The following is a 26,562-nucleotide window of genomic DNA, read 5'->3' as shown; positions in this document are numbered from 1 at the left end:
GCCTAGTCGCAAAAACTTCAAGAAAACGGTAAGGTGCTGATATAGCGTGATAAAATCAGGATCTTCTGGAAAGAGGCTCGGAACGGGGTATTTGGCGCCAGGTTTATGTGTGCAATCCACCCTGTCTTTGGCCCCGCCTTGAAACCGCCCCGACATCTTCACAATCGCATGGGAAGAGCTTTGCATATGAAGAGTGATTTCGCCCTTATAGAGTACGCGCGAAGGCCATGGGCTTCGACCCGCGAGCCGAGTTTGACTCATGTCGCTAGAACGGGCACATGTTTGGCCCAAGGTACTGCAGGCAGCATTCCCTTGCTGTCTATGGAAGAACACGCATCACGGGACTGGCAAAGACTGGCATGATGACGGCCCGCAGCATGATACGCACGCTCGGCAACGAACCGCCGATCCTCGCCGATGGCCGTCGCGCGCCGGATCGGCGCGAAATTTCCATGCGCTGGCTTTCCGGCACCTTCCTGACCGGCATTACATCGTCTCTCCTGATGGGGGTCGCGCTGTTTGCAGCGCTTGACGGGCGCCAGCAGCTTGCCACGCCTGCCGAAGCCTCTGCCGCGGTCCCCTCGGATCATGACGACGACATCACGTCGCGCGGCAAGCGTCTGCTCGGCGGCAATATCGTCGCCATGCCGACGGATCGACGGATCATGGAAGTGTCGACCGTCGTTCACGAGGGCAATAAGGAAGTCGTGCGCCGCCGGCCCTTCGCGCATGTGAAGATGAACCTTGCCGTCAACAACGTCGCGCCGGAAGCCTATCCGAAATTCGATCCGCTCAGCATCTTCTCCTCCAGCGAAGCGCCGCCGCCGCCCAACAGCCGCACCGGCGTGATCTACGGATCCAATGTGGAATCCGATGTCAGCCTGCAGACCGTGCCCTTCCCCGTGAAGGGCGGCACTTATGCTTATGCGGCGCCGATGACGCTCGAGGAAGTGGAAGAAAACGTCCGCTCCAACGGCTCCGTCCTGACCTCGGGCAATACCCAGCTCTCGGCACTCTATTATGTCGACCCGCAGCGCTTCTCCTCCGAAGACGAGGATGTCGACCTGACATCGGGACTTGCGGCCCGCATCGTCGAGCAGAACATGTCGGTCTCGACGCCCGAACCGTTCACCGCCCGCAGCCGCGAATATGCAGATGATATCATCCCGGTCCGCCAGCCGACCACGATCGCCCAGGCGATGACCTCGGTCGGCTACCCCGAGACCAAGGCCCGCGAAATCGCCGGCTATCTCAAGTCGAGGATCGGCAGCGAAGATGTGGCCGCCGGCGACGTGATCCGCATCGGCGTGATCCAGGAGGGCCAGATGGTCCTCGTCGTGCGCGCTAGCATCTATCGCCGCGGCAATCACCAGATCACGGTTGCCGCCGACGACAAGGGCCATTTCATCGACGGCAAGGAACCGCAGATGCTGGATGCGGTCGCATCCGCGTTCAGCGAGCAACCGGCCATCGTCGCCGGCCGCGAATTGCCCGACGTCTATGACGGCATCTATCGCGCCGCCCTCTCCTACGGCATGAACAGCGACATGACATCGCTGCTCGTCAAGCTTCTGGCGAGCAACGTCGATCTCCAGGCGCAGTTGCGTCCCTCCGACATGATCGAGGCCTTCTTCTCCGTCGCGGACGAAAAGGGCCAGGCCAGCCGGGATTCGGAACTTCTCTATGTAAACGCCCGGTTCGGCGACACGACCACGCGCTTCTACCGCTTCCAGGACCAGGACGACGGTTCGGTCGATTACTTCGATCAGGACGGCCGCAGTGTCCGGCAGTTCCTGCTGCGCAATCCGGTTCCGAACGGACGGTTCACGTCAGGCTTCGGCATGCGCAACCATCCGATCCTCGGCCGTGCCTTGATGCATACCGGTTCCGACTGGGCGGCCCCGCGCGGCACGCCGATCATCGCCACCGGCAACGGCACCGTTGAAAAAGCGGGCTGGGACAGCGGCGGTTACGGCAACCAGACGCTCGTGCGCCATGCCAATGGTTACGTCTCGTCCTACAATCACCAGAGCGCGATCGCCAAGGGCGTGCGCGAAGGCGCCAAGGTGACCCAGGGTCAGGTGATCGGCTATGTCGGCTCGACCGGCCAGTCGACCGGCGCCCATCTCCATTACGAACTCGTGGTCAACGGCACCAAGGTCGATCCGATGAAGGTTCGCCTGCCCGGCGGCAAGTCGCTCGACGGCAAGGCGCTGGCGCGGTTCGAGGAAGAACGCACCCGCATCGATGCGCTGCTGAAGAGCACGTCGAAACCGGCCGAAGTCGCCAGCCGCTAATTTTGCCCTGATACAAAAAAGGCCGCCCCGTTTCCGGTGCGGCCTCATTTTTTGATCGCGGTTTGCGTTTACGCGGCTTCGCTCATGCTGCCCTTGATGCGAAACAGCAGCCGGTCGGAGCCCGACGTCACGTTGATCGTCGATCCGTCCGGGATCTGTCCGGCCAGGATCTGCTCGGCCAACGGATCCTGCACGAACTTCTGGATCACCCGCTTCAGCGGCCGCGCCCCATAGACCGGGTCGTAGCCCTTGTTCGCCAGCCATTCGCGCGCATCGCCATCCAGGTCCAGTTCGACCTTGCGATCGGCCAGAAGCTTCAGCAGACGCTGCAGCTGGATATCGACGATCGCGCCCATCTCGTTGCGCTTCAGCCTGTGGAACAGGATGATTTCGTCAACGCGGTTGAGGAACTCCGGCCGGAACGAGGCCTTCACCACGCCCATCACCTGTTCGCGCACGCTTTCGGAATCCTCGTCCTCGCGAAGACCGGTCAGATATTCGGCTCCGAGATTGGAGGTCATGATGATCATCGTGTTCTTGAAGTCGACCGTGCGGCCCTGCCCGTCCGTCAGGCGCCCGTCGTCGAGAACCTGCAGGAGAACGTTGAAGACGTCGGGATGTGCCTTTTCGATCTCGTCGAACAGAACGATCTGGTAGGGCTTGCGCCGGATGGCTTCGGTCAGGGCACCACCTTCGTCATAACCGACATAGCCCGGAGGCGCGCCAATCAGCCGCGAGACGGAATGCTTCTCCATGTATTCCGACATGTCCAGGCGCACCATCGCCGTTTCGTCGTCGAACATGAAGCGTGCGAGCGACTTGGTGAGCTCTGTCTTGCCGACCCCGGTCGGGCCGAGGAAGATGAACGAGCCGATCGGCCGGTTCGGATCCTGCAGGCCCGCGCGGGAACGGCGAACCGCCCGCGACACCGCCTGCACCGCATCGCCTTGGCCGACGACCGATTTCGCCAACTCGTCTTCCATCCGCAGCAGCTTGTCTCGCTCGCCTTCCAGCATCTTGTCGACGGGAATACCGGTCCAGCGGGACACCACATGCGCGATCGCATCGGGATTGACCACTTCCTGCACCATGGCATTGGTGGAACTGTCCTGCGCTTCGGCCTGTGCGAGCTCTTTTTCGAGATCGGGAATGACGCCGTAGGTCAGCTCGCCGGCACGCTGGTACTCACCCTTGCGCTGCGCAGTGGCGAGTTCGTTGCGGGCTTCGTCGAGCTTGCCCTTGAGATCAGCGGCGAGTCCGAGCTTCTGCTTTTCGGCCTGCCAGCGCGCGGTCAGCGCATCCGCCTGCTCTTCCAGCGACGTCACCTCGGTCTCGAGACGCACCAGCCGGTCGGCCGAAGCAGTGTCGGTTTCCTTCTTCAGCGCCTCGCGCTCGATCTTCAGCTGCATGATGCGGCGATCGAGTTCGTCCAGCTCTTCCGGCTTGGAATCCACCTGCATGCGCAGCCGCGATGCGGCTTCGTCCATCAGGTCGATCGCCTTGTCCGGCAGGAACCGGTCGGCAATGTAACGGCTCGACAACGTCGCGGCCGCAACCAGCGCCGAATCCGAGATGCGAACCTTGTGGTGCTGCTCGTATTTTTCTTTCAGGCCGCGCAGGATCGAGATCGTATCCTCAACCGTCGGCTCCTCAACCATGACCGGCTGGAAACGACGGGCAAGGGCTGGATCCTTTTCCACATGCTTGCGGTATTCGTCGAGCGTGGTCGCGCCGACGCAATGCAGCTCGCCGCGGGCAAGAGCGGGCTTCAACAGATTGGACGCGTCCATCGCGCCATCCGCCTTGCCGGCTCCGACCAGCGTGTGCATCTCATCGATGAACAGGATGATCTCGCCGTTTTCCGACTGCACCTCGTTCAGCACGCTCTTCAGCCGCTCTTCGAACTCGCCGCGATATTTCGCGCCGGCAATCAGAGCACCCATGTCGAGCGCCATCAGCTTCTTGTCTTTGAGGCTTTCCGGCACGTCGCCATTGACGATACGCAGCGCCAGACCTTCGGCGATCGCCGTCTTGCCGACGCCGGGTTCACCGATCAGGACGGGATTGTTCTTGGTGCGACGCGACAGAACCTGGATCGTGCGGCGAATTTCGTCGTCGCGGCCGATCACCGGATCGAGCCGGCCATCGCGCGCTTCGGTCGTCAGGTCGCGGGCATATTTCTTCAGCGCTTCGAAGCCCTGTTCAGCGGTCGCGCTATCGGCGGTGCGGCCCTTGCGCAGGTCGTTGATGACCTGGTTGAGACCCTGCGCCGTCAGCCCCGCCTTCTTCAGGCTGGCCGATGTCGAGGCCGAGCTTTCGATCAAAAGCGCCAGCAGAAGTCGTTCGACCGTGACAAAGCTGTCGCCGGCTTTCTTGGCGGCTTCCTCTGCAGTCGAAAACACTTTTGCCAGCGGCTGCGAAAGATAGATCTCGCCATTGCCGCCCGAAACCTTCGGCAGTTTGGAAAGCGCCGCATCGTTTGCGATCCGGGCGTCCTTGGCGCTGCCGCCTGCACGCTCGATCAACGCGGACGCCATGCCCTGGTCGTCGTCGAGCAGAACCTTGAGCAGGTGCTCTGGCGTAAAATGCTGATGACCAGCGGACAGGGCCTGGGTCTGGGCAGACTGAAGGAAGCCCCGTACCCGCTCGGAATATTTTTCGATGTTCATAAGATAAACCTCCTGAATCGCCCCGCCCTCCATGGAGGCACGGACCGATGATTGAGATGGGGCTCCCTTTAAAGGCGAACCCGGCCGGCCAACCGGCCTTGGTGAAGATATGGGAGCGCGATTTTGTGATTTAAAGACGCGGAGAAGAGGATTTAGGCGATATTGGCGCGGCGTCGATCGAGCCGGGATCGCGCGATGTCGTCGAGCCGACAACTCGCCGCCGCACCCGGGTAAGACCGGCGAGGTAACAGGTGCAAAACGTGCAAGGGACAGGATCCAAGACGAGCCAGGTGCAGCATGGCGATCTCCCGCACGAGCATTCGGCTACCCCTCAAAGAAAAACTCCGGCCTTTCGACCGGAGTTTTCATATCAATCGTACAGTGTCAGACCGGCTTATTCGCCAGCTTCTGCCAGGGCCGGCTTGTCGTCACCGTCGCCGGCATCGCCGCCGTCTGCCGCATCGGCATCCTTGCGGGTCTGGCGACGTGGACGGTTACCTGCCGTGCGGCGACGGCGTGGCGTGGCTTCCGTCTGCGACTCCTCTTCGACCGAAACCTCGACCGGAGTGCCTTCGATATCAGGCTGCGGTCCGGATCCATCGACCACAGGCGCAACGGCTACCGGAGCTTCGGTGACCTGAGGCGCGCGCTGTCTGGTCCGTGTCGGAGCGACCGGCTGTTCGGCAGCAGGTGCAGCAGGCTGCTCCATCGGCTGCTCGCTGCCCTGTTCAGGCGCGCGCTCTGCACGGTCCTGACGTTCCGGGCGGTCGGAACGTTCCGGACGACGCTCGCGGCGCTCGTTTCGGTCACGCCGGTTTTCGCGCGGCTGCTGGTCCTGGCCGGACTGGCTGCCCTGGTTGTGCCCAGAGTTTTGACCCGGGTTCTGTCCAGAGTTTTGACCGGAATTCTGGCCTGAGTGCTGTCCAGAGTTCTGGCTGGAATTATGCTCGCGGCGTGGCTGCTCGTCCATCATCGGCTGTGGTGCGTAGCCCATATCGTCGCCGTCACCCTGATCCATATCGTCTTGATCGATCGAGTTGCCGTCGCGGTCCTGGTATTCGCCACGCTCCTGATGCTGGAAACGGTCCTGCATCTGGGCCTGCGCTGCAGCAATGATGCGGTAATAGTGTTCCGCGTGCTGGAGGTAGTTTTCGGCCATGACACGGTCGCCTGCGCTATGCGCATCACGAGCAAGGGTCGAATACTTTTCGGCGATATGCTGAGCGGTGCCGCGGATTTTTACATCCGGGCCGGAGCTGTCATAGGACCGGCTGAGCGGGTTGCCGCCCTTGCGATTGAAATTGTTGTTTCCACCGCCGCTGCCGCCGCCGCCGCCATTGCTGCTGCCGCCATTGTTGCTGCCACGCCCCCGACCGCGCTTGTTTTGCTGTCCTGGCCTCATATATCGTTCACCAACTCTCTGTCTTCGCTGATAAAAGGCCACGCGGCCCGCCGGTCATCGCCGGAACAGGACTTCGCGTGCCATGCGCAGGTCGACCAAGGCGGCCTGCCGCTTTCAAAGTCAAATTACCTGATCACGCACTGGATCTGCTCAACCTGCTCGGTCTTCGAAAAGAGCCGGTTCTACGGTTGACCTTTTAGCGAGAACGAATCGTTGTTCACTCCCAGCCGCCCCGATGCGTGATTTACGCTAACTCGCTTCCTGAAGGATTCCAAGCCCTTTCTTTTGCTTTGCAACATCGAAAGCCTGGATAATCAAGGGCCACCTCTCTTAAAGACAAGCACGCGATCGTTGTCACCATAGTCACGTCTTGCTTGCGTCAAGATGAAGCCTGCGTCCTCGAAGATACGTGTCACGGTGTCTCGCTGATCGAACCCGATCTCGACGCCAACAGACCCTTCGTCCTTGGGAAACGAGCCGTCTTCCTGTGGAACGCGCAGTTCGAGAAAGTGCTCGGCCTGCGATGCGATTGCCCGGTAGGCATCCAGGCCATCGGGTCCGCCGTCCAACGCTGCCGGCGGATCGAAATCGCGAACTTCCGGCTCTAGTTCAGGAATGACATCGCTTCTGATATAGGGCGGGTTTGACACGATTATGTCGAAACGCCCGTGAATTGCGTCAAACCAATGACTTCTGACGCCCTGAAACCGCTCGCCAAGATCAAGACGTTGCGCATTACGCGTCGCCGTCGAAAGCGCATCCTCGGAAATATCGGAGCCGACGCCCGTCGCTTGCGGAACCTCGCTCAACAGCGCCAGAATGATGGCGCCGGTCCCGGTGCCAAGATCGAGCACGCGGGCATGGCCCTTATCCGCAACGATCCGTCTGAGCACGGGCAGCATGCATTCGACCAGGAGTTCGGTATCCGGCCGCGGCTCCAGCGTCTCTTTCGAGAGCAACAGATCCAGCCCGTGAAACGCCCGCATGCCGAGAATACGGTGAACCGGCTCGTGACCCAGGCGCCTGGCCACGGCATCCGCAATCCGGGCCATGTCGAGGGCATCGACCACACGGTCGCCATCAACGAACACCTCGGTCGAGGAAAGTCCCAGCAAGCCGCCGATCAGAAGCCTTGCCTCGATTGCCGCATCGGCGATGCCTGCTGCAGCAAACTGCGCCCTTGCATCCGCCACCACCGTCTTCAGGACAGACGCCGGGTGCTGGCTCATCCGTGCTGCTCGCCAAGCTGCGCCAGCTGTCCCGCCTGATAGTCCGAGATCAGCGCATCGACGACTTCGTCGATCTCGCCGATCATCATCCGGTCGAGCTTGTAGAGCGTCAGGTTGATACGGTGGTCGGTCACGCGCCCTTGAGGGAAATTGTAGGTGCGGATGCGCTCCGAACGGTCGCCCGAGCCGACCTGGCTCTTGCGGTCCGCAGAGCGTTCGCTGTCGGCTTTCTGCCGCTCCATGTCATATAGCCTGGAGCGCAGGACCTGCATGGCTTTCGCGCGGTTCTGATGCTGCGACTTTTCCGAACTGGTGACAACCAGCCCCGTCGGCAGGTGGGTGATGCGCACGGCAGAGTCGGTGGTGTTGACGTGCTGGCCGCCGGCGCCGGATGCCCGCATCGTATCGATGCGGATATCGTCCGCCTTGATCTCGATATCGATCTCTTCCGCTTCGGGCAAAACCGCGACCGTCGCGGCCGAGGTATGGATGCGCCCCTGCGTTTCCGTATCAGGCACGCGCTGCACTCGGTGCACGCCGCTTTCGAATTTCAGCTTGGAAAAGACGCCGCGGCCGGTCACCGTGGCGATGACTTCGCGGAAACCGCCCGCTTCGCCGTCGCTGGCAGACAGCACTTCCACCTTCCAGCCATGGGCACTGGCGTAGCGCTCGTACATGCGGAAGAGGTCGCCGGCAAACAGCGCCGCCTCGTTGCCGCCGGTGCCGGCGCGAATTTCCAGGATAGCGCTGCGCTCGTCGGCTGCATCCTTGGGAAGGAGCAGGATCTGCATGTCCTTTTCCAGCTGCTCGATGCGCTCTTCCGCATCCGGCAACTCCATCTCGGCCAACTCGCGCATCTCGCGGTCGGTCGCCTTGTCGACAAGCATCGCACGCAGGTCGGCGACTTCAGCCAGCGTCTTTTCGTATTCACGGATCTTGGTCACCACCGGCTGCAGTTCGGAATATTCCGATGCCAGCTTCACATAGACATCGGCAGCCGGACCTTCCGACATGCGCGCCTCGATCTCGCCGAACCGGCGTTCCAGTTCGCGCATCTTTTCGACAGGAAGCTTCGCCACCCAATCACTCCACTCTTGTTCTTTGTGTTTTTCTATACGGGAATGTTGTTGGTTTCCGCAAACCGCAACAGCAAATTGCGGATCGGCTCGTCCGAGCGCACGTCGTCGAGCGCGGCGTTCAGCTCCTCGGCCAACTGCCCTGCATCGAGACCAAGCAGCATCGCCTTGACCGGCCCGATCGAGGTTGCCGCCATCGAGACCGAGCGGAAACCGACGCCGATCAGCGCCATGGCCGAAAGCGGCTTGCCGGCCATCTCGCCGCACAAGGTCACGGGCGTGCGGTTCTTATCGCCGGCACGCGCGATGTCGCGCAGAATGCGCAGGAACGGCTTGCCCAGAATATCGAACCGGTCGGAGACGCGGGCATTGCCCCGGTCAGCGGCCATGGCGAACTGGAACAGGTCGTTTGAGCCGACCGATACGAAATCCACTTCCGCCATCAGTTCATCCAGCTGCCACATCAGCGACGGCACTTCCAGCATCGCGCCGAACTGCAGCTTGCGCGGCAGGCTGTGGCCGAATTTGGAAAGATGCTGGACTTCCTTCTGGAACAGCTCGCGCACCGCGCGGATTTCTGAAACCTCGGTGATCATCGGCAGCATCATGCGCAGCTCGGAACCCGCCGATGCCCGCAGCAGCGCGCGCATCTGGGTGCGCAGCAGGCCCGGCCGATCGAGAGACAGGCGGATCGCCCGCCATCCCAGCGCCGGGTTTTCCTCTTCCTGGCTACGAAGGTAGGACACGACCTTGTCGCCACCGATATCGAGCGTGCGGAACGTCACCGGAAGGCCAGCCGCCTGGCGGATCACGGCGCGATAGAACGCCTCCTGTTCCTCAAGCTTCGGCATGGTCGAGGCGATCATGAACTGCAGCTCGGTGCGGAACAGGCCGATACCCTGCGCACCGGATTCGGCAAGCTGCGGCAGATCCACCAGCAGGCCGGCATTCATGTTGAGGCTGATCGCCTTGCCATCCTTGGTCACCGGCTCGACCGAGCGCAGTGCCTTGAACTGCTCCTGGCGCCGGGCCCGCAGCTTGACCTTTTCCTCATAGGCCTTCTGCAGATCCGCCATCGGGCGCACATGCACCTGGCCGTCGTCACCGTCGATGATGATGGGATCGCCGTTTTCGGCAAGCGCAACCAAGCCCGTCGCCTGGCCGACAACCGGAATACCCATGGCGCGGGCCACGATCACCACATGGCTGGTGACCGCACCTTCTTCCAGCACCAGCCCGCGCAGGTTCTCGCGCGGATAATCGAGCAGTTCGGCAGCGCCCATGGCGCGCGCAAGGATGATCGCATCAAGCGGGAAGTTTTCGTCCGTTGCTCGGCCGGAATAGCCGGTCAGCTGACGCAGCAGGCGGTTGGCCAGATCGTCGAAATCATGCATCCGCTCGCGCAGATAAGGGTCGGTCAAGCGCATCATCCGCGCCTTGGTGTCGCTCTGAACCTTTTCAACCGCAGCTTCCGCCGTCAGACCGTTGTGGATCGCCTCTTCCATGCGGCGCACCCATCCCTGGTCGTGCGCAAACATGCGGTATGTTTCCAGCACCTCCCGGTGCTCGCCCTCCTGCGCCACGTCGCGGCGCTGCAGCATGTCGTCGATCGAGATCCGGAGCGATCCGAGCGCTTCGGCCAGACGGAGGATTTCCTTGTCCGAATCCTCGTTGAGAAGATTGGTAACGACGATGCGCGGCTCGTGCAGCACGACATGGCCGAGCCCGATGCCCTCGTTATAGCCGTTGGCCGCGATCGTGACGGCTCGGGTGAGGTCCAGCTCCAGCCCAGGTGCCGTGATCTTTTTGAGGTCGCCGGTCGCGATCATCTCGGCGATCACCATCGCTGTCGTCTCGAGCGCCTCGACCTCGTCTTCGCGGTAGTTGCGGCTGGCCTTGTTCTGCACGACGAGAACGCCGAGCGTGCGGCCGGCGCGCAGGATCGGCACGCCAAGGAACGAATGGTAGATCTCTTCGCCGGTTTCCGGCAGGTAGCGGAACGCCGGATGCGCCTGCGCATCGGAAAGATTGAGCGGCTGTGCCGAGGCGGCGATCGTGCCGACCAGGCCCTGCCCCATCTTCAGCTGCGATGTATGGACAGCCTCCTTGTTGAGGCCCTCGGTGGCATAAAGCTCGAGCACGCCGTCGGAGCGCAACACATAGACGGAGCAGACCTCCGCTACCATGTTGCTGGCGATCTGGCGCACGATCCGGTCAAGCCGCTCCTGCGGCTCAAGTGGCTCGGCCATCAACTCGCGGAGCCGCTTCAGAAGAACGCGCGGCCCGGCCGACATGTCTCTCATCGGCATCATTGCTCCCGAATGCATCTTTAATCCGGAAGTGGCCGCGCGAGTTTCACACCCACGCGGCGAACCGGTTGACGATCAAGTCTTATCGAGACCGTAGGCGGAATGCAAAGACCGAACTGCAAGTTCCGAGTAGTCACCGGCGATCAGGATCGAAATCTTGATTTCCGAGGTGGTGATCGCCTTGATGTTGATCGACTTTTCGGCAAGTGCCTTGAAAGCGGTCGCGGCCACGCCAGCATGGCTGCGCATGCCGATGCCGATCACCGACACCTTTGCGAGACCCGATTCGCTCTGCACGACGTCGAAGCCGATCTTTTCCTTGTTGTCTTCGAGAACGCTGATGGCCTTCGCCACGTCCCCATAAGGCACGGTGAACGTCATGTCGGTCTTTGATCCGTCCTCGGAAATGTTCTGGACGATCATGTCGACATTGATGTGATTTTCAGCCAGCGGGCCGAAGATGGCGGCAGAAACGCCTGGCCGGTCGGAGAGACGACGCAGGGAGATCTGCGCTTCATCCTTGGCGTAGGCGATGCCGGTGACGACTTCCTGTTCCACGATCTCTTCCTCGTCGCAAATCAAAGTACCGGGCGGGTTGATGAGGTCGCCCATGCCCGGTGCATCGGGATCCTCGAAACTGGAGCGCACGAAGGTGCGAACCTTGTGAACCATGGCAAGTTCTACTGAGCGCACCTGCAACACTTTGGCGCCGAGCGATGCCATTTCGAGCATTTCCTCGAACGAAATCTTCTTCAGGCGCCGCGCCTTGGGCACGATGCGCGGGTCCGTCGTATAGACGCCATCGACATCCGTATAGATGTCGCAGCGATCGGCCTTGAGAGCGGCAGCAATCGCCACCGCCGATGTGTCGGAACCGCCGCGACCCAGCGTCGCGATCCGGTTGTCCGGGCCGATGCCCTGGAAGCCGGCAACGACGGCCACCTGGCCCTCGCCCATCCGCTTGATGATGTCGGAACCGTCGATTTCCTGAATGCGTGCCGCGCCATGCGCATTGTCGGTGCGGATCGGCAACTGCCAGCCCTGCCAGGAGCGAGCGTTTATTCCCATCGACTGCAGCGCGATCGCCAGCAGACCTGATGTCACCTGCTCGCCGGATGCGACGACGGCATCGTATTCGCGCGCATCGTAAAAGGGAGAGTCAGCGCCATTGACCTTCGGCGTGTCCTGTACCCAGCCCACCAGCTCGTTGGTCTTGCCCGACATGGCGGAAACGACGACGGCCACTTCATGGCCCGCGTCGACCTCGCGTTTCACATGGCGTGCCACATTGTGGATACGGTCAAGATTGGCGACGGACGTGCCGCCGAACTTCATCACGATGCGAGCCATTCGACAAAAACCACTGTTTCGTCCCGGCACGAACCGCTGGAACGTCTGCTTCCCGTTTCTCTGCTATCCGGGCCTCAAGGCCTGGAGTCACAAAGTTGCGGGGGTCTCATATCGAAAAGGGGCTGGCGGTGCAATGGCCGGAACAGGCCAGAACGGTACGCCCGGCAAAAACCAGAGGCAGTATTTCGCGATTATCCGCGGAAAATCGCCGAACATGAAAAGGGCCGCTTTCGCGGCCCCCGACTATCATCAACTGTAACCATTCACGGCGGAGCTCGTCTACGCTTGTCGCCTTAGCGATTGCGGCAACCCGGGCCGACGCACTGCTCAGTTTCACCCTGCGGGGCGCGACGGTCGTTGTTGCGCTCTGCACGCGGTTCCTGACGACGTTCTTCTCTGCGTTCGTCATTGCGCTCGGCACGCGGCGGCGGGCGGCGATCGTCCCTGCGGTCATCGCCACGATCCATGCGCGGCGGTGGTGGGCGACGGTCGTCGTCGCGATCAATCCGCGGTGGTGGACGGCGGTCATCCCGGTCGCGGTCGATACGCGGTGGTGGAGGACGACGGTCGTCGTCACGATCGATACGCGGCGGTGGGCGACGATCGTCCCTGTCACGGTCGACGCGTGGCGGGTCACGGCGGTCGCCGCGATCACGGTCCCAACCGGGACGGTTGTCCCAGCGGTCACGATCGCGGTCGCGGTCCCAACCCGGAGGCGGTGGCGGCGGACGTCTGTCACGATCCCAACGCGGCGGTGGCGGCGGCTGACGATCGGCGCGCCAATTGTAATCGCGCCAGCGATCACGTTCGCGATAGAAATTGCGCTCTCTGTAATGGCGGCCCCAGTAGTCGTTGACTTCGAAGGTCACCGTCGGGATGCCGAGACCCTGATAGTAGTCGGGCGCGACATAGACGCGGTTCGAACGGTACGCCGCCTGGACATAGTTTCCCGACACCCAGCCACGACCGCCGTAGAACGAAACGTCGCACCAGTTCACGCTGCTCATGCAGCCGTTGATGGTAACGGTCGCGCTGACCGGGATCACTGTAACCGCCGGATAGGCGGTGCTCGGACCAGACCGCATGTTCACGTTCGCGGTTGCGAATCCCTGCACGGCAGCCGAAGCAATCGACGGCGCCAGCATCAAGGCGCCGAGAGCGGCTACCCGTAAAAGTAACTTTTTCACCTGTTTCCTCCTGGAAAACATAAGCGGTCGGAATTGCTTCCGTTTTGCGCCCCGTAATTTTCAGCCTAAATGCTCGGAACGACCTATTGTTCCAGTTGTCGGCTGAATGGCGAATGAATGATGTATTTGACTTTCATTCACCCTTTTTCTCCCCGCCGTAAGCAACGGTTCATCCCGCCCGCTCACTGGAAAACAATGACTAAGCTGTCGCGCGACGTCCGCGGCGATGTCACCCCTTGACATCAACCCGGGATCGTCCGACTTCAGGCCCTAGTACGAGAGGATGACGATATGACCGAAACCACACGCAGCACAGTCGATAAGGACCAGGTTGAATGGTTCTCGGAAATGGCAGCCGAGTGGTGGAACCCGACAGGGAAGTTTCGGCCTCTCCACAAGTTCAATCCGGTCCGCCTCTCCTATCTCCGCGACCGGATCTGCGAGCATTTCGGTCGTGACCCCAACGGTCACCAGCCGCTTGCCGGTCTTCGCATCCTCGATATCGGATGTGGCGGCGGTCTGTTGTCGGAGCCGATGGCCCGCATGGGTGCGACCGTTGTCGGCGCAGACCCGTCAGAAAAGAACATCGGCATCGCTTCCACCCACGCAGCCGAAACCGGCGTTAGCGTCGATTATCGCGCAGTCACCGCCGAAGACCTGGCCGCATCGGGCGAGATGTTCGACGTGGTCATGAATATGGAAGTGGTCGAACACGTCGCTGACGTCGATTTTTTCATCACGACCTGCGCGTCGCTGGTGAAGCCAGGCGGCCTGATGTTCGTCGCGACCATTAACCGCACGCTGAAGGCCGGCGCGCTGGCGATCTTTGCTGCGGAAAACATTCTCCGCTGGTTGCCGCGCGGCACCCACCAGTACGACAAGCTTGTGCGCCCGGAAGAGATCGAAAAGCCGCTGTCAAAAAGCGGCATGGAGATCATTCACCGCACCGGCGTGTTTTTCAACCCGCTCAGCGACCGCTGGAACCTGTCATCCGACATGGACGTCAACTACATGCTGCTGGCGCGGCGTCCGGGCTGAGCTTCAGTTCTTGACGACAGCCGTGACGGGTGTTGCGGCGTCGACGGAGCCGCCCTTGCGGTGCAAAATCGAGGCCCAACGGGGCCGCTCGAACAGGAAGTTGCCGATCCCTGTCGCCCTGACAATCGCGTAGAGGATGAGCGAGCTCACGATCGACACGATCATCACCGAAACGCTTAGCAGTCCCGTATCGGTAAACAGTCCGGTCTTGAGCGCTACTGCCCTGAACAGAGACATCGGGATGGTAAAGGCGAGGTAGACAACCAGCGAATGCTTGCCGAGCCAGACCAGCCAGCGCGAGAACGGCAGTTGGACGACGAGGCCGCAAGCGATGCAAAGCGCCAGCGTTCCAGCGACAGCAAGCACGAAATGCATCCCTGGCAACACCGCAGACCCCATCTGCATCCCGACCGGTTGAACCGCATAGCCGGGTGAAAACACGAGCACTCCGTTGACCAGCGCCCAGACGCACAGCGCAGCCCAGGCTCTCGCCGAATAGCGCTGGCAGAGATCGACCAGCTTCAAAATTGCGGGACCCGTCCGGAAGCCGAGGTAGAAGAAGACGAAATACGCGGCAAACTGCGTCACCACATAGCTCGCCGAATGGGGCGACAGGACCTCGAAGCCGATCGCGACCGGAAGAACCACCCAGGCCGGGACAGACAGCTGGTACAACAGCTTCGTCACCAGTCCGAAAATGGCAAGCAGATAGACGAACCACAAAACGCCGTAGGGCTGGACCATCGCAAACGCCAGCTCCTTCAGCATCTTGCTGAGATCGAGCTCGTAGACCCCGATCTTGAGGCCAAGCATGATCGTGACCCAGAGCACGTAGAAATAAAGGTAGTGGACCCCTCGGCGGTCGACGAACTGCAACCACGGGCGGGCGATAACCTGCGACAGGAACAGACCCGAGATCAGGAAGAATTCCGGCATCCGGAATGGCGTGGCGAAACCGATGACATAGTGTAGAAAGCCGACCTGCCCGGTATATTCGCCGGTATTGTAGGCCGAGTACATCATCACAACCAGGATGATCGAGACACCTTTGGCGGCGTCGACCCACGCTAAACGATCAATCTTTTCCATGCTGCAGAGCACTTTCTGTCTGATCAAGGTTACGGGGACGCCCTTGCGATGTGATCGCAACGATCCGGCCTGTTCGGTCTAAATCCAAAGGGTCATGTCGAATGCGATGTTGGTGTCAACGTCTGCCAATTCGTCGCCGGAGTGTGGCCCTTGGAGAACTGGGCAGGATTTGAACCTGCATGTACGGGCTTGCGGGCCCGCTCCATTTCAGTCTGGCACCAGTTCATCACGGACGGCTTTCGGCAGCCCGTCCGCAGAGATAGCGCAGTCAGGTTAGAGTTCGGTAAACCGGCATGGTAAAGATGCATGTCTTGGAAGAAATACTTACAAGATACTTCCGACATCGCTAATGAACTTGAAGACCGGCGTCAGTTGCCGTCTTCCGGGAGCGTCGGCAAGGGGGCGATGTCGATGCCCTCATCAATCAGCTCGCGCACGTCGTCGAAACTTGCCTTGCCGATAATCCCGCGCGCATCGGCCTCGCCGTAATGGATCTTGCGCGCCTCTTCCGGAAATTTCTCGCCGACATCTTCGGAACTGGCGCGGATACCGGCGACGGCTTCCTTGAGCTTCGCCATCACCTCATGGCGCGCCATATTCATCGCCAACTCCTGCTTGGCTTCCTTCTTCCGTGCTGTCGAAACGGAGGGCGCCATCAGGGATTTTGAGATCGCGGTGGAATTGCAGACCGGACAGGTTAAAAAGCCGCTTTCCACCTGGCGGTCGAAATCGGCGCTTTGGGCAAACCAGCCTTCAAACGCATGTCCGTTCTCGCAGCCGAGCGAATATTTAATCACGCCGCCTCTTCCCCGTCACCGCGGTCGGGGACGATCGCCACGGAAAACTCCCGGGCATTCTTGAGGTTGGGGATCTTCTGGCGTGCCGCCCGGACCTGGTCGAGATCGATCTCGGCGATCAGGACCTCTTCGCCGGTGCCGCCAGCCATCGCCAGAACCTTGCCCCAGGGATCGACGATCATCGAATGACCGAAGGTTTCGCGGCCATCTTCGTGGGTGCCGCCCTGTGCCGCAGCAATCAGGAACGTCCCGTTCTCGATGGCGCGGGCCCGAAGCAGGATTTCCCAATGCGCCTCGCCCGTCTGGCGGGTAAAGGCAGCCGGAACCGTGAGAATTTCGGCGCCGGCCAAGGCCTCAGCCCGAAACAGCTGCGGAAACCGCACATCGTAGCAGATCGCGAAACCGAGCCTGCCGAAACCGAGGTCGGCGACCCGCGCTTCGTTGCCGGGTTCATAGGCCGAACTTTCGCGCCAGCTTTCGCCATTGTCGAGATCGACATCGAACATGTGGATCTTGTCGTAGCAGCAGACGGTTGCGCCGTCTGGCGAAAACAGGAAAGCGCGGTTGGCGATCTTCCCGTCGTCGCGGGCAATGGCGGTCGAGCCGATATGCAGGAAGACACCAAGCTCTTTTGCGAGATCGCGCGCCGTCGAGACGATCACGTCGTCCGCCTCGCCCCGGAGCACCTCGCGCGCTGCCTTGCGGTCACGCTGCAGCATGCCGGTCATTTCGGGGGTCTGAATATAGGTCGCGCCATGGGCTGCAGCGTCACGGACAAGACGCGCCATGTCGGCCGCATTCCTGACGGGATCGACGCCCGAACACATCTGGATCGCTGCAACCTTGACCGCGGTCATCGAAAAATCTCCTCAGGCCGCCAGAAGCGGATCGAGCTTGCCGGCACGGTCGAGCGCATGCAGGTCGTCGCAACCGCCGACATGCCGACCATCGATGAAGATCTGCGGGAATGTCGAACCGCCGTTCGACTTCTGCACCATTTCGGCGCGCAGTTCCTTGGAATAGGTCGCGTCATGCTCGGTAAAGGCAACGCCCTTGGATTCGAGCAGCGCCTTGGCGCGGGCGCAGTAACCGCAATATTCGCGGGTGTAAATGATCACATCTGCCATGATTTTCTCCACGTACTGTCAGGACTTTGTGCAGCGCGTCACAATTGCCGTCTCTGTCATATAGGCCCGGCAATGGCCATTGCAAAGGTCAAAACCGTCACCTCGGCAGCCCCTGCCCGCTTCAGCGCCCGGGTTGCGGAAGACACAGTTGCGCCGGTCGTGAACACGTCATCGACAAGAACGATATGCTTGCCGAACACGTCCTGTTCGCGACCCGCGGCCACCTTGAACGCGGCGCGGACGTTCTCCTCGCGGCCCCGCGCCGTCAGCCCCACCTGGCGCTGAGTGCTCTTCGTGCGCAGCAATGTTGCGGCAAGAAAGGGCTTTGCGGATTGAGCGGCGAGATGCCGCCCGAGTTCGGCTGCCTGATTGAACCGACGCCAGAACATGCGCGAGCGATGCAGCGGCACCGGGAGAATAGCGTCGCAATCGGCCACATGGGTCTCGCTCGCGCGCAGCATCCACCCGGCCATCATTGCAGCGAGGTCGGTGCGATCCCTATATTTCAGCGCATGGACGAGCGAGCGTGCCGCACCTTCGTGGATTGCCACAGCCCGCAGGCGGTCGAACACCGGGGGATTGGCGATCGCTTCCGGCGAGATCAGCAATTGCTCATCCAAAGCGGGATCGGAAGGATCATAGGAGAACGGAAGGCCTAGAACCTCGCAGTAGGGACGTTCGATGAAGCGCAGACCGCTCCAGCACTGTGCACAGAAACCGCGATGGCTGCCGGTGATCACGCCGCATCCGGGACAGGCTGGCGGGTAGACGACGTCGCCTATCCGGCGTGTCCAGACGGACGCGGCCGATACCATGCTCCTCAGCGATCGCAAGGCGGGGGACGAAGACATGCTTGACATTAATCGACGGAGAGCGACTTTGCGACCCGCGGAAATTGAGTGGAAAACATGGACATCATTTTTGACGCCGAACTGGTCGAAGCACGGCGCCGGCGTGCGATTGCCGCTGGCGACCACAACGCGGCGTTTTTGCTGGATATAGCCGGACGCGAACTGGCCGAGCGGCTGTCCGTGGTCGAACGGCAGTTCGAACAGGGTGTCGAATTGCATGGCGGTACCGGCACTGCAGCCCGCGAAGCGAAAGCAACCGGCAAGATCGACAACATGGTCCGGGTCGAGAGCGATCCTACCTTCGCCGTCTCTGGCGAAGACATCACGGTCGCACCGCTCGACGATGTGCCGCTTGAGCCGGATACGGTCAATCTCATCGTCTCACCGCTCGCCCTTCACTTGATCAACGATCTTCCCGGCACGCTGGTCCGCATCCGCCGGGCGCTGAAACCGGATGGGCTGTTCCTTGCCGCCATTCCCGGATCCGGCACGCTTGCCGAGCTGCGCGATGTACTTCTGTCGGCCGAGGTGGAAATGACCGGGGGCGCTAGCCCGCGTGTCATTCCGTTTGCGGACGTGCGCGACGTCGGCGGGCTACTGCAGCGGACGGGTTTTGCCCTGCCCGTGATCGATGCGGAAACCTATACGGTGCGCTACGACAACCTGTTTGCATTGATGCGGGACTTGCGCGGCATGGGCATGACCAATGCGCTCGCTGGCCGCAGCCGCAAGCCGCTGACAAAGAGCTTTTTCCTGAAAGCCGCCGAGCTTTATGCCGCGCGCTACTCGGATCCGGATGGGCGCATCCGGGCCACGTTTTCGATCATCTACGCATCGGGATGGGCGCCGCATGAAAGCCAGCAAAAGCCCCTGAAGCCGGGATCGGCCAAGATGCGGCTGGAAGATGCGCTGCGCGGATCGCAGAACGAAAACTGATAGGTCAGGGTAACTATCGGGGGAGGCTCAGGTAATCGGCTTGTCGACCTTGCCGCCGAGGAAGCTGAACATATTGCTGAGCGCCGAGGAAAAAGCGCCGAAACCGGCGAGCAAGGCGGCCGATATGATTGCAATGATCAGGCCGTACTCGACAGCCGTCGCCCCACATTCATCGCGCATGAAGGAACGCAGGAGACGCATGACTTGCCCTTTATCCGGTAAACCGCTGATCTGTCGCCCGACTATAGCGACTAATCGTTAATTAGCAGCCATCGTTTGCGCCGTAGCCCTGTACGATGCAGACGGAGCCCGGCGTGTCCTGAAGGACGCTACGGCGGATCGTGTAGGTTTTCGTGCCCTTCTCGACCGGCTTGATCGAGCCGGTGGTGATCATGTCGAAGTCCTGCTTGACCGTTGCCAGCCGCTGCTGGTCATCGTGACCGGCGAGCATCGGCGTCACGATCAGCGCAAGCGCAACCGCAGCGGTGCCAAACAGCAGAGCAATATTGAGGGCGCCGGTCCTACCGGATCTGTGCTTTGCCCGCTGGCGGGCCTGCACAGTTTTCCAGAATTCGTCTTCCATCGCTGAAAAGCCTCGTCAACGCAGTCACTGATCCCCCTGACGATGCCACGATGGGCTGAATTAAAGGTTAACAGGCTCTGAATTCGACTGCGCTAATTCGATTGATCTCGATCAGACAAGATCCTGAATGATCGGGATCAGAGGCTCGTCGGCGGGCGGCATCGGATAGTCCCGAAGCGCGTTCGGCTTGACCCACTTGATCGCCTGCCCCTCGCGCCCGTGCGGAATGCCCTCGAAACGGCGACAGACATAGAGCGGCATCAACAGATGGAAGGTTTCATAAGTGTGGCTCGCAAATGTCAGCGGCGCGAGGCAGGCTTCCTTCGTCTGGATCCCGAGCTCCTCGTCGAGTTCACGGATCAACGTCTCCTCGGGCGTTTCGCCAGGCTCCACCTTACCCCCCGGAAACTCCCAGAGCCCGGCCAGCGACTTGCCCTCAGGGCGCTGCGCAAGCAGGATGCGGCCATCGGCATCGATCAGCGCGCAGGCTGCAACGAGAAGAATTTTCCTCGACATGAGACCGGTCACCCTTTGCGCCAGTAGCGGTATTCATAGACCTTGCGAAAGCCGAACTGGCGATAGAGGGCAATCGCCGGTTCGTTGTCTGCCTCCATCTGCAGCCATGCCGAACGGGCGCCGCTGACGCGGGCCCAGCGCAGTGCCGAGGCAAGTATTTCCGAGCCGATGCCCTGCCGCCGAACCGTTTGCGACACGGCAAACGACATGACGCCCGCAAGATCGTTGTCCTGCACGCAAAGCGCCACGGCGACGGCGCCGTGACGTGGGCTTTCCTTGATGAAGAAGCCCGATTGCGGCTTGATGGAACTGAGGATCTCCGCCAGTGCCGGCTTCAGCGCTGCGTCGTCCCGCCCCACTGCAATGCAGGCATCGACGAAACGGCCGATATCGTGGCTGGGAAGATGACCAAGCGTCGGCGGCAGCGGAAGGTGGGCGAGATCGCCGATCATCACATCTGCGGTCTCGAACATCTGCCAGCCATCATCCTCCAGATGACGGATCAGGTGGGGCGGTGCGAGCGGCGTTTCGCGCACCACCAGCGATCGTCCGTAATCGGCAAAACGCTTGCGGGCCTTCGACAACCGCAGGTCCATGTCCCGGTAATCCGACGGATCGAGCGGCACGATGCAGTTGAGACGCTTCGACGGATGGCTACCCGTCAACCGAACCTGCCAGCTGCCGTCATAGACCACGGAAGCCGCGGGCCAGGCCCGGAAGCCGACCGCTTCCAGTCTCCGAACCAGCGGCAGGTCGCCTTGCGCGAGAGATGCGGTCATATCCGTCATCAGCTCCGGTAATCGCCGTTGATGGCAACATATTCCTTGGTGAGGTCGCAGGTCCAGACGGTGGCCGTGCCGGAGCCGAGGCCGAGTTCGACCTTGACCGGAATGTCCTGCCCCTTCATCACGTTGGACGCGGCCTCTTCCGAATAGGAAGGATCGCGTTCGCCATTGACGGCAACGCGGACATCGCCGAACCAGATCGCCAGCTTGTCGCGGTCCGCCGCTTCGCCGGCCTTGCCAACGGCCATGACGATCCGGCCCCAGTTGGCGTCTTCGCCAGCGGCTGCGGTCTTGACCAGCGGCGAATTGGCGATCGACAGTGCGATCGTCTTGGCGGCGGCATCGCTTTCCGCGCCCGTGACGGTGATCTCGAGCATCTTGGTGGCGCCTTCGCCATCGCGGGCAACCTGGATCGCCAGGTCCTTCAGAAGCGCGTTCAGCGCATCCCGGAAAGCGGCAAGCGCCGGATCGGCGGGATCGGTGATCTGCGTCTGGCCGTCGGAAGCCGCAGCCCCCGTCGCAAACAGCATCAGCGTATCGGACGTGGACGTATCGCTATCGACCGTCATGGAATTGAAGCTTGGCTCGACGCCTGCAGAGAGAAGCGACTGCAGCACCGAAGACGAGATATCGGCGTCGGTGACGACGAAAGACAGCATCGTCGCCATGTCAGGCGCGATCATGCCAGCACCCTTGGCAATGCCGTTGATCGTAACCGCGACGCCGCCGATCTCCGCCATGCGGGTCGCGACCTTCGGATAGGTATCCGTGGTCATGATCGCCTTGGCGGCCTCCTGCCAGAAATCGCCCGTGGCCGACCCGTGCATATCGCCAAGCACGCCTGCAAATTTCGTGGCATCGAGCGGCTCGCCGATGACGCCTGTCGATGCGAGATAAATTTCATGCTCGCCGCATCCGACAGCCGCCGCTGCCGATTGTGCGGTAAGTTCCGTTGCCTGGCGGCCCTTGGCGCCGGTAAACGCGTTGGCATTGCCGGAATTGACCACCACGGCCCGCGCGGTGCCATGGGCTAAGTTCGCGCGGCAGAAATCCACCGGTGCCGACGGGCATTTCGACTTGGTGAACACGCCGGCCACCGCTGCCGGTGCGTCGAACACCATCAACAGCACGTCGGTACGGTTCTTGTATTTTATGCCGGCGGCAGCTGTCGCCATGCGGACGCCGCGCAGGGCCGGCATTTCGGGATAGGACTTCGGGGCGAGCGGCGAGACGGAAGAGGACATCTGAACAACCTGGCTGAATAGGAAAGGGCCCGGATATACCGGGCCCAGATGCGAATTTTACTGCTGTGCCGGTGCCGGCGCTTCTGCACCGTCCTGCATCTTGCTCACGTCCTCGTAGCCCTTCTTCAGGCCCTCATCCATGATCTCGATCTTCTGGTCGGCCTTCGCCTTTTCGATAATGGCGACATACTTGTCGCGCATCACGAGCTGCTTGACCTGGTCCTCGACCTGGTCGAGTGCCGGCGGAGCGGCTTCGCGCTTGTCGAGAAGCTTGATGACGTGGAAACCGAACTGGGTCTTGACCGGGGTCTTGGTGTAGGCGCCCTTTTCGAGGGCAAACGCGGCCTGCTCGAATTCCGGAACCATGCGGCCCTGGGCAAACCAGCCGAGATCGCCACCTTCGTCCTTGTTCGAATCCTGCGACTTTTCCTTGGCAATGGCTGCGAAATCGCCACCCTTGTCGAGATCAGCAATCACGGCCTTTGCTTCATCCTCGGTCTTTACCAAGATATGGGCGGCATTGACCTCTTCCTGCTTCGGGATCGACGCGATTTCCTTGTCGTAGCGTGCCTTTACTTCTTCGGGCGTCGTGGCATCGACCACGTGCTTGCGGAAGTAGGCGTTGTGCAGTTCGCGATCGCCGATATAGGCCATGCGCTTCTTGTAGTCCTCGGTGTTACCAAGGCCTTCGGCGGCAGCACCGCTTGCCAGAAGCTTCACGTCGATTGCGCCGGAAAGGGCCGCAACCTTCTTCTGTTCTTCGGGAAGCTGGGCCAGCTGCGGGTCGAGGTTCTGGACCGCGACGTCGAGTTCGGCCTGAGTGATGTTCAGGCTGCCCACCTTGGCGACGACCGTATCGTCAGCGGCGAAAGCCGGGGCCTGGACGAAGATCGCAGCGGCAATAGCAGCCGATACGAGAAGTTTGTGGCGCAGCATCGAGTTACCTTTCGATTGGTGAACCGGATCCAGAACGTCTGGCACCGGCCGGAAAACCTTCACAAACACCGGATTGTGGCCATTCTGTATCGGCCGTCACCGTTGACATAATTCGGACCCCCTCTTATCTGTCACGCAACTTCGCGTCCAGAAGCTTTGCGGGCGCCACGGGTCGAATTGTCAGAGGCGCCGCCGGCCGACAAGCTCAATCGTGGTCTCGACGAGTGACATCAGGGACTGACATCAGAAAGGGCCATTCGTATGGTCAGCTTTGGCGGCATTGCCCGCAAACTGTTCGGATCTGCAAACGAGCGCCGCGTGCGGGGCTACAAGCCGATGCTCGAGAAGATCAATGCAATCGAGGAAGCCACCAAGGCGCTCACCGATGAGCAGCTCGCCAACAAGACGGCGGAGTTCCGCCAGATGCTGGCAGACGGCAAGACCCTGGAGGATATCCAGATCCCTGCCTTTGCGGTGCTTCGCGAAGCGGCCCTTCGCGTACTCGGCATGCGACCCTTCGACGTCCAGCTGACCGGCGGCATGATCCTTCACGACGGCGCAATCGCCGAAATGAAGACCGGCGAAGGCAAGACGCTGGTGGGAACCCTGCCCGTCTACCTCAATGCACTGTCGGGCAAGGGCGTGCATGTGGTGACCGTCAACGATTATCTCGCACAGCGCGACGCCAGCATCATGGGCCGCCTCTACGGGTTCCTTGGCCTGTCGACCGGTGTCATCGTCCACGGCCTGTCGGACGACGAACGCCGCGAGGCCTATGCCTGCGACATCACCTATGCGACGAACAACGAGCTCGGCTTCGATTATCTTCGCGATAACATGAAATACGAGCGCGGCCAGATGGTGCAGCGCGGCCACAACTTCGCGATCGTCGACGAAGTCGATTCGATCCTGGTCGACGAAGCCCGCACCCCGCTGATCATCTCAGGCCCGCTGGACGACCGTTCCGATCTCTACAACACGATCGACGCCTACATTCCGTTGCTGTCTCCGGAAGACTACGAAATCGACGAAAAGCAGCGCTCGGCCAACTTTTCCGAAGAGGGAACCGAAAAGCTCGAAGGCCTGCTGCGTCAGGCCGGCCTGCTGAAGGGCGAATCGCTCTATGACGTCGAGAACGTGGCGATCGTCCACCACATCAACAACGCGCTGAAGGCCCACAAGCTCTTCACCCGCGACAAGGACTATATCGTCCGCAACGACGAGATCGTCATCATCGACGAGTTTACCGGCCGCATGATGCCGGGCCGCCGCTATTCCGAAGGTCAGCATCAGGCGCTGGAAGCCAAGGAAAAGGTGCAGATCCAGCCGGAGAACCAGACGCTCTCCTCGATCACCTTCCAGAATTACTTCCGCATGTACGACAAGCTTGCCGGCATGACCGGTACGGCGCAGACGGAAGCGGAAGAATTCGGCAACATCTACAAGCTGGAAGTGGTGGAGGTTCCGACCAACCTGCCGATCCAGCGTATCGACGAAGATGACGAAGTCTACCGGACGTTTGAGGAAAAGTTCAAGGCGATCATCGTCGAGATCAAGGCGGCCAGCGAACGCAATCAGCCGGTTCTGGTCGGTACGACCTCGATCGAAAAGTCCGAACTTCTGGCAACCATGCTGCGCGAGTCCGGTTTTGAGAAATTCCACGTTCTAAACGCACGCTACCACGAGCAGGAAGCCTATATCGTGTCGCAGGCCGGCGTGCCCGGTGCCGTCACGATCGCCACCAACATGGCCGGTCGCGGTACCGACATTCAGCTCGGCGGCAATATCGACATGCGCCTTGAGCGCGAGCTCGAAGGCATCGAGGACGAGGGCGAACGCGCTGCCAAGGAGGCTGCCGTCCGTGCCGAGGTGAAGGTCCTGAAGGGCAAGGCTCTGGAAGCCGGTGGCCTTTACGTCATTGCCACGGAACGTCACGAAAGCCGCCGCATCGACAACCAGCTGCGTGGCCGTTCCGGCCGCCAGGGTGACCCGGGCCGCTCGAAATTCTACCTGTCGCTCCAGGACGATCTGATGCGCATCTTCGGTTCCGACCGGATGGATTCGATGCTGCAAAAGCTTGGTCTCAAGGAAGGCGAAGCGATCGTCCACCCCTGGATCAACAAGGCGCTCGAGCGGGCGCAGAAAAAGGTCGAGGCGCGTAACTTCGACATCCGCAAGAACCTTCTGAAATACGACGACGTCACCAACGATCAGCGCAAGGTGATCTTCGAACAGCGTATCGAGATGATGGATTCGGAAGACGTATCCGAGACCATCGAGGACATGCGCAACGAAGTGATCGAGGTTCTCGTTGCCAAGCACATCCCTGAGCGGGCCTATGCCGAACAGTGGAGCGTCAAGGAACTGCGCGAAGACGTTGATCGCCTGCTGAACCTTGATCTTCCGATCGAAGACTGGGCGACCGAAGAGGGTATCGGCGAAACCGATATCCGCGAGCGGATCACTGCCGCCGCTGAAGCTTCCGTCAAGGATCGCCGAGAGCGGTTTGGTGCCGACGTGATGAACTACGTCGAACGCTCCGTGGTGTTGCAGACGCTGGACGCCCTGTGGCGCGAGCATATCGTCAATCTCGACCACCTGCGCTCCGTCATCGGGTTCCGCGGCTATGCGCAGCGCGATCCGTTGCAGGAATACAAGGCGGAAGCCTTCGAGCTGTTCCAGGCGCTGCTTGCGAACCTGCGCGAAGCCGTGACCGCCCAGATGATGCGCGTCGAGCTTGTGCAGAACCCCGAGCCGCCGGTACCGCCATCGGTGTTCGAGGAGCATCATTTCGACCCGACGACCGGCGAAGACCAGGTGTCGGGCGCAGACGGCAGCGACTTCATCGCAGCGCCTGCCGATCGTCATCCCGAAGACCAGTCTACCTGGGGGCGCGTCGGCCGCAACGAGGCTTGCCCCTGTGGTTCGGGCAAGAAATACAAGCACTGCCACGGCGCCTTCGAACAGGCCTGATCGGGCAACACCAGTGTTATCGATAGAACGCCGCCTTCGGGCGGCGTTTTTCGTTTGCGGGATCGTCGCCGTCTTAACGTTCGGGTCGGCTGAGCCAACCGTTTCTTAACCCTGCTGTGGCAGATTTGCGAGCATGGCTCCTGTAGCGTAACGAGTATTGCGTGCCCA

At 61.2% G+C, this 26,562-nt stretch carries 22 protein-coding genes and 1 tRNA gene; 4 read left to right on the top strand and 19 right to left on the bottom strand.

The genetic code is table 11. The annotated features are described in order from the left end of the window. Positions 1–359 precede the first annotated feature (359 nt). Positions 360–2,297, top strand: a complete 1,938-nt coding sequence (locus ACQY1J_RS04645; RefSeq protein WP_062577514.1) for a M23 family metallopeptidase — start codon at positions 360–362, stop codon at positions 2,295–2,297. A gap of 68 nt (positions 2,298–2,365) precedes the next feature. Here ACQY1J_RS04645 and clpB read toward each other — a convergent pair whose 3' ends face one another. The 7 genes from clpB to ACQY1J_RS04610 form a co-directional block, all read right to left on the bottom strand. Next, a complete protein-coding gene (gene clpB, locus ACQY1J_RS04640) occupies positions 2,366–4,966 on the bottom strand; it encodes an ATP-dependent chaperone ClpB (RefSeq protein ID WP_430249595.1) in 2,601 nt (866 codons plus the stop codon). A gap of 394 nt (positions 4,967–5,360) precedes the next feature. Then, the gene (locus tag ACQY1J_RS04635) at positions 5,361–6,368 is read right to left on the bottom strand and encodes a DUF4167 domain-containing protein (protein ID WP_430249593.1); all 1,008 of its coding nucleotides are present in this window, start codon (positions 6,366–6,368) and stop codon (positions 5,361–5,363) included. 314 nt (positions 6,369–6,682) lie between these two features. After that, complete coding sequence (gene prmC / locus ACQY1J_RS04630; RefSeq protein WP_430249591.1) at positions 6,683–7,597, bottom strand: peptide chain release factor N(5)-glutamine methyltransferase; 915 nt, start codon at positions 7,595–7,597, stop codon at positions 6,683–6,685. Further along, the gene (gene prfA, locus ACQY1J_RS04625) at positions 7,594–8,676 is read right to left on the bottom strand and encodes a peptide chain release factor 1 (protein ID WP_062454274.1); all 1,083 of its coding nucleotides are present in this window, start codon (positions 8,674–8,676) and stop codon (positions 7,594–7,596) included. Before prfA ends, prmC begins: the two co-directional genes overlap by 4 nt. Before the next feature lie 32 nt (positions 8,677–8,708). Next, entirely contained in the window at positions 8,709–10,976 is a 2,268-nt protein-coding gene (gene ptsP / locus ACQY1J_RS04620) for a phosphoenolpyruvate--protein phosphotransferase (RefSeq protein WP_192078770.1), read from the bottom strand. A gap of 81 nt (positions 10,977–11,057) precedes the next feature. Further along, entirely contained in the window at positions 11,058–12,332 is a 1,275-nt protein-coding gene (locus ACQY1J_RS04615; RefSeq protein WP_062454275.1) for an aspartate kinase, read from the bottom strand. A 293-nt stretch (positions 12,333–12,625) separates the two neighbouring features. Continuing rightward, entirely contained in the window at positions 12,626–13,519 is an 894-nt protein-coding gene (locus ACQY1J_RS04610) for an SH3 domain-containing protein (RefSeq protein WP_092664587.1), read from the bottom strand. Between the two features lie 291 nt (positions 13,520–13,810). On the opposite strand from ACQY1J_RS04610, the gene ubiG reads away from it, so the two are divergent. Next, complete coding sequence (ubiG, locus tag ACQY1J_RS04605; RefSeq protein ID WP_430249589.1) at positions 13,811–14,557, top strand: bifunctional 2-polyprenyl-6-hydroxyphenol methylase/3-demethylubiquinol 3-O-methyltransferase UbiG; 747 nt, start codon at positions 13,811–13,813, stop codon at positions 14,555–14,557. A 3-nt stretch (positions 14,558–14,560) separates the two neighbouring features. On the opposite strand, the gene ACQY1J_RS04600 is transcribed toward ubiG, so the two are convergent. The 6 genes from ACQY1J_RS04600 to ACQY1J_RS04575 all read right to left on the bottom strand — a co-directional run bounded on the left by ACQY1J_RS04600 (position 14,561) and on the right by ACQY1J_RS04575 (position 18,385). Then, positions 14,561–15,646, bottom strand: coding sequence for an acyltransferase family protein (locus ACQY1J_RS04600; protein ID WP_430249587.1), 1,086 nt, complete (start codon positions 15,644–15,646; stop codon positions 14,561–14,563). Positions 15,647–15,797: 151 nt separating this feature from the next. Further along, positions 15,798–15,871: transfer RNA gene (locus tag ACQY1J_RS04595), tRNA-Ala, on the bottom strand. 143 nt (positions 15,872–16,014) lie between these two features. Beyond that, complete coding sequence (locus ACQY1J_RS04590; RefSeq protein ID WP_062454278.1) at positions 16,015–16,443, bottom strand: DUF1178 family protein; 429 nt, start codon at positions 16,441–16,443, stop codon at positions 16,015–16,017. Next, complete coding sequence (locus ACQY1J_RS04585) at positions 16,440–17,300, bottom strand: carbon-nitrogen hydrolase family protein (RefSeq protein WP_430249585.1); 861 nt, start codon at positions 17,298–17,300, stop codon at positions 16,440–16,442. Before ACQY1J_RS04585 ends, ACQY1J_RS04590 begins: the two co-directional genes overlap by 4 nt. Before the next feature lie 12 nt (positions 17,301–17,312). After that, positions 17,313–17,570, bottom strand: coding sequence for a glutaredoxin 3 (grxC, locus tag ACQY1J_RS04580; RefSeq protein WP_062454280.1), 258 nt, complete (start codon positions 17,568–17,570; stop codon positions 17,313–17,315). A 56-nt stretch (positions 17,571–17,626) separates the two neighbouring features. After that, positions 17,627–18,385, bottom strand: a complete 759-nt coding sequence (locus tag ACQY1J_RS04575; RefSeq protein ID WP_246454183.1) for a ComF family protein — start codon at positions 18,383–18,385, stop codon at positions 17,627–17,629. A 93-nt stretch (positions 18,386–18,478) separates the two neighbouring features. Between ACQY1J_RS04575 and ACQY1J_RS04570 the strand changes: the two genes are divergently transcribed. Continuing rightward, positions 18,479–19,357, top strand: coding sequence for a methyltransferase domain-containing protein (locus ACQY1J_RS04570; protein WP_113166636.1), 879 nt, complete (start codon positions 18,479–18,481; stop codon positions 19,355–19,357). Between the two features lie 27 nt (positions 19,358–19,384). On the opposite strand, the gene ACQY1J_RS04565 is transcribed toward ACQY1J_RS04570, so the two are convergent. The 6 genes from ACQY1J_RS04565 to ACQY1J_RS04540 all read right to left on the bottom strand — a co-directional run bounded on the left by ACQY1J_RS04565 (position 19,385) and on the right by ACQY1J_RS04540 (position 23,421). Beyond that, positions 19,385–19,558 (bottom strand): Flp family type IVb pilin, encoded by a 174-nt coding sequence (locus ACQY1J_RS04565; RefSeq protein ID WP_062454283.1) that lies wholly within the window; start codon positions 19,556–19,558, stop codon positions 19,385–19,387. A 61-nt stretch (positions 19,559–19,619) separates the two neighbouring features. Next, positions 19,620–19,940 carry a hypothetical protein gene (locus tag ACQY1J_RS04560; protein WP_062454284.1) on the bottom strand — a complete coding sequence of 107 codons (321 nt, stop codon included), beginning with the start codon at positions 19,938–19,940 and terminating at the stop codon, positions 19,620–19,622. A gap of 111 nt (positions 19,941–20,051) precedes the next feature. Beyond that, positions 20,052–20,456 (bottom strand): 8-oxo-dGTP diphosphatase MutT, encoded by a 405-nt coding sequence (gene mutT, locus ACQY1J_RS04555; RefSeq protein ID WP_062577544.1) that lies wholly within the window; start codon positions 20,454–20,456, stop codon positions 20,052–20,054. An 8-nt stretch (positions 20,457–20,464) separates the two neighbouring features. Beyond that, complete coding sequence (locus tag ACQY1J_RS04550) at positions 20,465–21,235, bottom strand: GNAT family N-acetyltransferase (RefSeq protein WP_430250036.1); 771 nt, start codon at positions 21,233–21,235, stop codon at positions 20,465–20,467. Between the two features lie 8 nt (positions 21,236–21,243). Further along, entirely contained in the window at positions 21,244–22,485 is a 1,242-nt protein-coding gene (gene argJ / locus ACQY1J_RS04545; protein WP_430249582.1) for a bifunctional glutamate N-acetyltransferase/amino-acid acetyltransferase ArgJ, read from the bottom strand. Between the two features lie 57 nt (positions 22,486–22,542). After that, entirely contained in the window at positions 22,543–23,421 is an 879-nt protein-coding gene (locus ACQY1J_RS04540) for a peptidylprolyl isomerase (RefSeq protein ID WP_325264170.1), read from the bottom strand. A 261-nt stretch (positions 23,422–23,682) separates the two neighbouring features. On the opposite strand from ACQY1J_RS04540, the gene secA reads away from it, so the two are divergent. Further along, positions 23,683–26,394: a preprotein translocase subunit SecA gene (gene secA / locus ACQY1J_RS04535; RefSeq protein WP_430249581.1), complete on the top strand. Its 2,712-nt coding sequence runs from the start codon at positions 23,683–23,685 to the stop codon at positions 26,392–26,394. Positions 26,395–26,562: the final 168 nt, after the last annotated feature.

The sequence above is a fragment of the Neorhizobium sp. DAR64860/K0K1 genome (assembly GCF_050500205.1).
In the GTDB taxonomy this organism is placed as follows: Bacteria; Pseudomonadota; Alphaproteobacteria; order Rhizobiales; family Rhizobiaceae; genus Neorhizobium; species Neorhizobium soli.
This window is presented reverse-complemented; position numbering and strand designations above follow the sequence as displayed.

Bases quoted from the DNA above. Each gene is read 5' to 3' on its own strand.
- argJ (WP_430249582.1), bottom strand. From the start codon at position 22,485: ATGTCCTCTTCCGTCTCGCCGCTCGCCCCGAAGTCCTATCCCGAAATG.
- ACQY1J_RS04560 (WP_062454284.1), bottom strand. From the start codon at position 19,940: ATGGAAGACGAATTCTGGAAAACTGTGCAGGCCCGCCAGCGGGCAAAG.
- ACQY1J_RS04585 (WP_430249585.1), bottom strand. From the start codon at position 17,300: ATGACCGCGGTCAAGGTTGCAGCGATCCAGATGTGTTCGGGCGTCGAT.
- clpB (WP_430249595.1), bottom strand. From the start codon at position 4,966: ATGAACATCGAAAAATATTCCGAGCGGGTACGGGGCTTCCTTCAGTCT.
- grxC (WP_062454280.1), bottom strand. From the start codon at position 17,570: ATGGCAGATGTGATCATTTACACCCGCGAATATTGCGGTTACTGCGCC.
- prmC (WP_430249591.1), bottom strand. From the start codon at position 7,597: ATGAGCCAGCACCCGGCGTCTGTCCTGAAGACGGTGGTGGCGGATGCA.
- ACQY1J_RS04575 (WP_246454183.1), bottom strand. From the start codon at position 18,385: ATGGTATCGGCCGCGTCCGTCTGGACACGCCGGATAGGCGACGTCGTC.
- ubiG (WP_430249589.1), top strand. From the start codon at position 13,811: ATGACCGAAACCACACGCAGCACAGTCGATAAGGACCAGGTTGAATGG.
- secA (WP_430249581.1), top strand. From the start codon at position 23,683: ATGGTCAGCTTTGGCGGCATTGCCCGCAAACTGTTCGGATCTGCAAAC.
- ACQY1J_RS04635 (WP_430249593.1), bottom strand. From the start codon at position 6,368: ATGAGGCCAGGACAGCAAAACAAGCGCGGTCGGGGGCGTGGCAGCAAC.
- mutT (WP_062577544.1), bottom strand. From the start codon at position 20,456: ATGTCGAGGAAAATTCTTCTCGTTGCAGCCTGCGCGCTGATCGATGCC.
- ACQY1J_RS04540 (WP_325264170.1), bottom strand. From the start codon at position 23,421: ATGCTGCGCCACAAACTTCTCGTATCGGCTGCTATTGCCGCTGCGATC.
- ACQY1J_RS04565 (WP_062454283.1), bottom strand. From the start codon at position 19,558: ATGCGTCTCCTGCGTTCCTTCATGCGCGATGAATGTGGGGCGACGGCT.
- ACQY1J_RS04600 (WP_430249587.1), bottom strand. From the start codon at position 15,646: ATGGAAAAGATTGATCGTTTAGCGTGGGTCGACGCCGCCAAAGGTGTC.
- ACQY1J_RS04615 (WP_062454275.1), bottom strand. From the start codon at position 12,332: ATGGCTCGCATCGTGATGAAGTTCGGCGGCACGTCCGTCGCCAATCTT.
- ptsP (WP_192078770.1), bottom strand. From the start codon at position 10,976: ATGAGAGACATGTCGGCCGGGCCGCGCGTTCTTCTGAAGCGGCTCCGC.
- ACQY1J_RS04645 (WP_062577514.1), top strand. From the start codon at position 360: ATGATGACGGCCCGCAGCATGATACGCACGCTCGGCAACGAACCGCCG.
- ACQY1J_RS04550 (WP_430250036.1), bottom strand. From the start codon at position 21,235: ATGACCGCATCTCTCGCGCAAGGCGACCTGCCGCTGGTTCGGAGACTG.
- ACQY1J_RS04570 (WP_113166636.1), top strand. From the start codon at position 18,479: ATGGACATCATTTTTGACGCCGAACTGGTCGAAGCACGGCGCCGGCGT.